The organism is Brevibacillus borstelensis (genome assembly GCF_037834415.1).
In the GTDB taxonomy this organism is placed as follows: Bacteria; Bacillota; Bacilli; order Brevibacillales; family Brevibacillaceae; genus Brevibacillus; species Brevibacillus borstelensis_A.
In genome coordinates this window covers 1-638 of record NZ_JAUMSJ010000111.1, presented here as the reverse complement: position 1 = coordinate 638, position 638 = coordinate 1, and the positions used below count along the sequence as shown (strand labels likewise).

Annotated in this window: 1 protein-coding gene; it reads left to right on the top strand. The window is 34.6% G+C overall.

The window, feature by feature from the left end:
• Positions 1 to 109, top strand: a 109-nt coding sequence (locus Q3F21_RS27185; protein ID WP_340259720.1) for an IS3 family transposase, incomplete at its 5' end; no start/stop codon positions are given.
• Positions 110 to 638 lie beyond the last annotated feature (529 nt).

Here is a 638-nt window from a genome sequence, read left to right as displayed (position 1 = left end):
CATCGTTGAACAGATCGTTCGAAACTACATTTATTACTATAACGCAATTCGCATTCAAACGAAACTAAACAACCAGTCACCGATTGAATATCGACAACTGGCTGCTTAATTGGCTAAGGTGTTTTGATCCCTGTCCTACGGACGGGGGTCAGTCCCAGTGGACTTAATACGACTTTTTTAAACATTTAAAGGCTCAGTATTTTTACCTTATACACAGCATCGTATGGAACAAACAACATCTCCATATTTTTCTTGATCAAGCCAAATCGCTTCATCCTCTAGTCCGCGTAAAATAACTGGTTATGCGGTGAAGTGTACTTGCGGTATTTGTTATGTCGCATAGCACTTCTAAAACAGAATATCCATTAAATCTCCGAGGAGTGAAATTGAAAAAATGAAGTACATCACAAGCATAGATTAAAGTATATGTAACAGTTGTAGTATGAAAACGAATAGTAACAACATAAAAATGAAAATTAATCCAATCTTTTCATTTTTACTTTTGAATTTTTTCTTAATAAAAATCACTAGCGTTGCATAAAAAATCCTGCGTTTAATTATTAGATTTTTCTGAATGTGATTCGATTTTCAAATAGCTAAAAACGGATCACCAGCCAAAAGGTAGTTCCGTCCATTTG